Origin of the sequence: Mesorhizobium sp. M7A.F.Ca.CA.002.04.1.1, assembly GCF_004022805.1 — a bacterium.
Lineage (GTDB): Bacteria > Pseudomonadota > Alphaproteobacteria > Rhizobiales > Rhizobiaceae > Mesorhizobium > Mesorhizobium ciceri.
On sequence record NZ_RZPL01000304.1, the window covers coordinates 1 to 6319 of the forward strand.

Here is a 6319-nt window from a genome sequence, read left to right on the forward strand (position 1 = left end):
GTTATGAGCTCGTCGGCGGCGAGATCCGTCTCGATGTCGGGCGTGTCGCCCGGCCGTTTGTGCAGCTTGGCAAATGCAAGCGTGCGCCTTCCCCGCGGACCTTCGATCTCGACGGTGGCATCGAGCGCAACCAGCGCCTGCGCGACATCGCCGTGATACGTGGCGATGCAGGCATCGCTCGTACCCAGCACGGCGTGTTGGCGATTGGACCCTTCCATCGCAGCGCAACCGGAGCCGGGTTCGCGCTTGTTGCACGGCCAGGAAATCTCTCGAAAATACTCGCAGCGCGTACGTTGCAGCACATTGCCGCCCAGGCTCGCCATGTTGCGAAGCTGACCGCTGGCGGCGAATTTCAGGCTGTCGGCAAGGGCGGGGCAACGCCGCCGGACGTCATCGTTGTCGGCTGCTTCACCCATGCGGACCAGTGCACCAAACCGGATCGTGTTATCGTTTATCCTGATCTGCCGCAAGGCTGGCTCGGCAAGAGTGTTGAGGTCAAGCAGTCGGTCCGGCCGCGCGACACCGAGCTTCATGTAGTCGGCCAGATTGGTGCCGCCGGCGATGAATTGCGTGTCGGCGCCGGTTGGCGGAACGCGCACGGCATCGACACGGGATGCCATGGCGATTGCAGCGGAGACGCTGGTTGGTCTTTCATAAACGAAGGGGCGCATCCTAAGCCCTCCTGATCTCGTCGCGCGCCTGGACGATCGCCGCAACGATGTTGGGATACGCCGCACAGCGACATAGATTGCCGCTCATATATTCGCGAATGTCATCTTCCGATCCAGCATGGCCTTCGTTGATGCAACCGATTGCGGACATGATCTGACCCGGTGTGCAATAGCCGCATTGAAAGGCATCGTGGTCGACGAAGGCCTGCTGGACCGGATGCAGTTCCCCGTCCGTCGAGGCCAGGCCTTCCACCGTTGTGATCTCCCGCCCCTGGTTCATGACGGCAAAGCTCAAGCAGGACAGTACCCGCTTTCCATCGATCAGAACCGTGCAGGCGCCGCACTGACCGTGATCGCAACCTTTCTTGGTGCCGGTCAGGCCGACGTGGTCGCGCAGAGCGTCAAGCAGGCTGGTTCGATTGTCGAGCGCGAGATTGTAGGTCTGTTTGTTGATACGCATTGAAACCGCCGACAAGTCGCGCGGTTCGGCTGGCTTTGCGGACGCTGGCTGGGCAGCTCTCGTCGGGGAATTCACAAGCGGCATCGCCGCCGCCGCCGAAACAGAGGCCGTCATGAACATGCGTCTGCTCAGGCCACTGGACATCTTGGCATCGGGCATGGCTGGCTCCGGGCTGGCTGGGTCTCAAGCGGCCCAAACCAGTCGCGGAGGACAAAGTTCCCTCCTCACGAGCCTGTGATCCTTTTTCTGCTGGCGGGATCGATATAACCGGAACCTCGCCTGTCGAGCGATGGTTGTGTGCCAAGAGCCGGTGTGTGCCAAGGGCCGGAAGGAGGCGATCATGAGCGATGGTCGGCATGACAAGGACGGTGACAATGGACCTGTGTTCTCTGCGGAGCAGGCGAGACAGGGCGAGATCATCCTGCGAACGCGCACGCGTCGGGTTATGTTCATAGCCGGCTTGGTCGGTATCGTGATCCTGGCCATCGTGGTCAGGTTGGCAATCGGCTGAACCAATTCCGCCAGGCGCGAAACCGTGCCCGGTCGCCAGGAACCTTTTACGACCAGTTGTCGTTGACTGGCCACGGTCAAAACTCCTGGGAGTTCTCCCGTGGACGCGAAAACCCAAACCGAAGAATCTGAAACCGGCGACACGCACGCCACGTCACGCAGGGCCACCTCAGAGGCGGCGCCAAAGCACCGGAGAGACGTCGGTCAGGAGCACAAGCAGGATAAGCAGGCCGGAGAACCAAAGCCCAGCCTGCTGAGCTTCCCTCGGCGGCACCCTTACATATCCATCGCCATCCTGCTCGCAGTGCTGCTGATTGCCGTAGGGCTGGTCTTGTGGTGGCTGGACGCGCGTCAGTATGAATCGACCGACGATGCTTTCATCGACGCCCGCACGGTGACGATCGGTGCCGAGATATCGGGTCGTATCACCGATGTCGCGGTCACCGACAACCAGTCTGTGAAAGCCGGCGACGTGCTCTTGCGCATCGACGACAGCGACTATCAGGCAAGCCTGGCGGAAGCCGACGCCGGTGTGGCCTCGGCGCAGGCCGAGATCGTCGATGTCGGTGCACAGATCGAAGCACAAAACGCCAAGATCGATGCGGCACAGAAGCAGGTGGCGCAGGCCCAGGCCGCGCTCGAGTTTGCCAAAGCGGAGGACAAGCGCAACCGTGAGCTGCTGGCCAAGGGAACCTCCACCCAACAGCAGGCGGAACAGGCCGCTTCTACCCTGCGCCAGGACCAGGCCGCCCTCGACAGCGCCGGAGCAAACGTGGCAGCCGCGAAAAGCCAGGTCACTGTTCTGCAAGCACAGACCAAGAGCGCGCAAGCAAAGCTCAATCAAGCCAAGGCCAGCCAGGAGCAGGCCCGCACCATGCTGTCGCGCACCATCATAACCGCGCCTGTCGCCGGTCGCGCCACCAGTATCACGGCCGCCAAGGGCACCTACGCCCAGCCTGGTCAGGTGCTGATGATGTTCGTTCCCGACGAGGTCTGGGTGAAGGCTAATTTCAAGGAGACCCAGCTTGATCTGATGCGGCCGGGACAGCCCGTCGACATCGATATCGACGCCTATCCCGAAAAGAACTTCCACGGCCGCGTCGACAGCATCCAGGCGGGCAGTGGCACCGCCTTCAGCCTGCTGCCGGCCGAGAATGCCACCGGCAACTTCGTCAAGGTGGTGCAGCGCGTGCCCGTGAAGATCGTCTTCGACCGACCGCCGGGCGTGCTGCTGGGTCCAGGCCTGTCGGTGGTGCCGACAGTCAAGGTGAGATGAGCGCCGTCGAAATGGCTGGTGAACGGAGCGAAACCCGGTCCGCCGCCGGCGGGCGCAATCCGTGGCTGATCGCAGTCGTCGTCTCGATCGCCACCTTCATGCTGGTGCTCGACACCTCGATCGCCAACGTGGCGCTGCGCAACATCGCCGGCAGCCTCGCGGCCGGGATGGACGAAAGCACCTGGGTGATCACCACCTATCTGGTCGCGAATTCCGTGATCATCCCGGTTAGCGGCTGGTTGGCCAGCGTCATCGGCCGCAAGCGTTACTACATGCTTTGCGTGGCGATCTTCACCATAGCGTCGCTGCTGTGCGGCCTGGCGCCCAATCTGGAAATGCTCATCGTCTTCAGGATCCTGCAAGGCCTCGGGGGCGGCGGCATGGCACCCAGCGAACAATCCATTCTCGCCGACACCTTTCCACCCGAAAAACGCTCCCAGGCATTTGCTCTTTACGGCATTGCCGTCATCGTCGCACCGACAGTCGGGCCGACCATCGGCGGTTGGCTGACCGACCATTTCTCCTGGCACTGGATATTCTTCATCAATGTCCCGTTCGGCATCATGTCGCTTGCCTTGGTGCAGTGGCTGGTGGTCGAGCCTGATGTGCTCGAGCGCGAACGGCAGGAACGGTTGAAGGGCGGCCTCAGAATAGACTGGGTCGGTTTCATCCTGGTCGCCACGGCACTCGGCTGCCTGGAGATCTTTCTCGATGAGGGCCAGCGCAACGACTGGTTCGCATCAGGTTTCATCGTGACCTTCGCGGCGATTTCGGCGGTCTCATTTCTGCTGCTGATCCCGTGGGAATTCAGTCACCGCGATCCGATCGTCGACGTCCGCCTGCTGTTCAGCCGCCAGTTCGGCACATCGTTCCTGGTGATGATGGCAGTGGGCGCCGTGCTGTTCAGCACCACCCAGTTGATGCCGCAACTGCAGCAGACCGCCTTCAACTATACGGCGACCCTGTCGGGCCTGTCGATGATGCCGGGTGGCATCGCAATGTTGATGCTTATGCCGATTTCCGGATTTGCCGGCGCCATCGTCCAGCCCAAATACCTGATCATGGCAGGCATGTCCGTCGTCGCTGTCGCGCTCTGGCATATGACATCGCTCACCCCGGACGTCAGTTTCGGCTTCTTTGCCTTCGCGCGCATCTTCCTGATGATCGGTTTGCCCTTCCTGTTCATCCCCATCTCGACGGCGGCTTACGTCGGTCTTGCTCCGCAGCAGACGAACCAGGCGTCGGCACTCATCAACGTTGCCCGTAACATCGGCGGAAGCATCGGTGTGTCGCTGTCCAACACGGTGATAGCCCAGAACGCGCAAATCCATCAGGCAAACCTCGTCGGCCACACGGCACAGTCGTCACCGGCCTACCAGCAGGTTCTGCGTCAGGCGACCGAGCACTTCGTGGCTCAAGGCTCGCCGATGATCGACGCAAAACAGCAGGCGCTCGGCTGGATAGGACAGTTGATAGCGCGGCAGGCCTCATTGCTCGCCTATATCGATGTCTTTCGATATTGCGCGGTAGCGACCGCACTGCTCGTTCCTCTCGCCTTGCTGCTGCGCTCTCCCCGGCCCGAAAAGCGTTAGCTCGCGCCGCGGCGGTGTATGGCGCTGCCCCGCCATGCGGCCTCGGCTTCGCGAACTTATGTTGGAACCACCGCGTCGGGTCGACGTTCAGCCCTTGTTCAACAGGAGGAGCTGGCCATGCCACGAGGCGACAAATCGAAGTACACTGACAAGCAGGAGCGTAAAGCCGACCACATTGCCGAAGGTTATGAGAAGCGCGGGGTTTCCGACAAGGAGGCAGAGCGGCGCGCATGGGCAACCGTCAACAAGGACGATGGCGGTGGCAAGAAGGAAGGCGGTTCGGGCCGCGGCAAACACACGGGCCATCCGGCGGCGCACAAAGGCGGCAAAAGCGGCGGCAAGGCATCGGCATCACGGTCTGCCGCAAGCCGATCGGAATCGGCAAAGAAAGCTGCAGCGACCCGCAAGCGCAATGCGGAACACCGTGCCCATTGATCTGACGGCGGCGCTCAATGGGGCCGAACGATGGAAGGACAGGGATGAAATCGCAGCTCGTCAATGAGATCGGCGGACAAAGGACATTTGTCCTGGTGCTCGACCCAGGCGAAGAAGCGTTCGCGGCACTGACCGCCTTCGCGGTCGACCAGAAGATCGGCAGCGCGTCCCTGACCGCCATAGGGGCTTTCGAAAAAGCCACCGTGGGCTGGTTTGATCCGGACGCGAAGACCTACCGCAAAATCCCTATCGACGAACAGTGCGAGGTTCTGAGCGCGATCGGCGATGTCGCACTGGGTGATGACGATAAGCCCAGCCTGCACGTCCATGCGGTGCTGGGATTGAGCGATGGCACCACCCGGGGTGGACATCTGCTTGATGGCATCGTTCGGCCAACGCTCGAAATCACCCTGGTGGAAGCGCCCGGCCATCTGCGCCGCAGCAAGCGCCCGGATCTCGGTGTCGCGCTCATCGATCTGGACGATTGATCTACAGCCGCTCTAGCTCGTTCTCAGGCCTTCTTGCTCCGCTCAGCAGGTGCTGTGTCCGGGGCCGCTTCCCACCCGAACACGCTGCGCCCGCCAAGCAGATGCGACTGGTCGAATTCTCCCGCGACAATTTCCTTCAGGCTGAGGCCGGTGACGTATCGTTCGACTTGCCGCGACTGATCGTCGAGCCGCCTCAAGGCGCCGATTTCTTCATCGCGACCGAGCTTTGCCTTTTGCACGGCCGACTTCAGCACGCCGATCGTCTCGTCATAGACCTTAAGCGGCACAGGGAACGGGTGCCTGTCCTTGCCGCCATGCGCCAGCGAGAAGCGGCCGGGATCGGAAAAGCGGCAAGGCGCGCCATGCACCACCTCGGCAACGAGGGCCAGCGCGCGCACCGTGCGCGCGCCGACGCCGGGGACCAGAAGGAGCTCGGCGAAATCGGTGGGACCGCGGTCCGCGGCGGCGGCGATATTGCCGTGAAGACGATGCATGACGACATCGCTTTCGCGAACGTCGTGATGGGCCGGCATGACCAAATGCGGCAGCAGCGGCTGCTCCGGTTCCTGCCGGCGCCTCGGCTCCGCGCAACGCTCCAATGCTGCAAGCTCGCCCAGGATGCGATCGGGTCCGAGCTCCTGCAAAAGGTTCAGTTGCCCTTGGCGCGACGCGTCGGCGCGCCTGTCGGTCAGGTTGACGATCTCGCCTTGATTGATGCCCTCGATGGCGGCATGCGGCTGGTCGACAAAACTCTTGAGCCCCTCGGAGAGCCAATGGTAGCGGCGCGCCACCTTGCTGTCACCGTTCATGCCTTGCTGCACCACGACCCAGCGACCGTCATCGGTGACGATGAAACCATGCAGGTAAAGATCGAAACCGTCCTGGAC

General features: G+C 62.2%; 8 protein-coding genes. 5 read left to right on the forward strand and 3 right to left on the reverse strand.

Translation table 11 applies throughout. The annotated features are described in order from the left end of the window. Positions 1-671, reverse strand: a 671-nt coding sequence (locus ENZ75_RS17025) for an FAD binding domain-containing protein (protein WP_128278196.1), incomplete at its 3' end; no start/stop codon positions are given. A gap of 1 nt (position 672) precedes the next feature. Then, positions 673-1290 (reverse strand): (2Fe-2S)-binding protein, encoded by a 618-nt coding sequence (locus ENZ75_RS17030; RefSeq protein ID WP_013531562.1) that lies wholly within the window; start codon positions 1288-1290, stop codon positions 673-675. 181 nt (positions 1291-1471) lie between these two features. Here ENZ75_RS17030 and ENZ75_RS17035 point away from each other — a divergent pair, with 181 nt between their 5' ends. The 5 genes from ENZ75_RS17035 (at position 1472) to ENZ75_RS17055 (ending at position 5432) form a co-directional block, all read left to right on the forward strand. Further along, positions 1472-1642, forward strand: a complete 171-nt coding sequence (locus ENZ75_RS17035) for a hypothetical protein (RefSeq protein WP_082826673.1) — start codon at positions 1472-1474, stop codon at positions 1640-1642. A 99-nt stretch (positions 1643-1741) separates the two neighbouring features. Next, positions 1742-2917 carry an HlyD family secretion protein gene (locus tag ENZ75_RS17040; RefSeq protein ID WP_244514300.1) on the forward strand — a complete coding sequence of 392 codons (1176 nt, stop codon included), beginning with the start codon at positions 1742-1744 and terminating at the stop codon, positions 2915-2917. Positions 2918-2928: 11 nt separating this feature from the next. After that, on the forward strand, positions 2929-4509 hold the full coding sequence (locus ENZ75_RS17045) for a DHA2 family efflux MFS transporter permease subunit (RefSeq protein WP_082826674.1): 1581 nt from the start codon (positions 2929-2931) through the stop codon (positions 4507-4509). 117 nt (positions 4510-4626) lie between these two features. Continuing rightward, entirely contained in the window at positions 4627-4944 is a 318-nt protein-coding gene (locus ENZ75_RS17050) for a hypothetical protein (protein ID WP_013531559.1), read from the forward strand. A gap of 44 nt (positions 4945-4988) precedes the next feature. Continuing rightward, positions 4989-5432 (forward strand): PPC domain-containing DNA-binding protein, encoded by a 444-nt coding sequence (locus ENZ75_RS17055; RefSeq protein WP_027161655.1) that lies wholly within the window; start codon positions 4989-4991, stop codon positions 5430-5432. A 23-nt stretch (positions 5433-5455) separates the two neighbouring features. On the opposite strand, the gene ENZ75_RS17060 is transcribed toward ENZ75_RS17055, so the two are convergent. Further along, a partial coding sequence (locus ENZ75_RS17060) for a DUF763 domain-containing protein (protein WP_164887849.1) occupies positions 5456-6319 on the reverse strand: 864 nt, incomplete at its 5' end.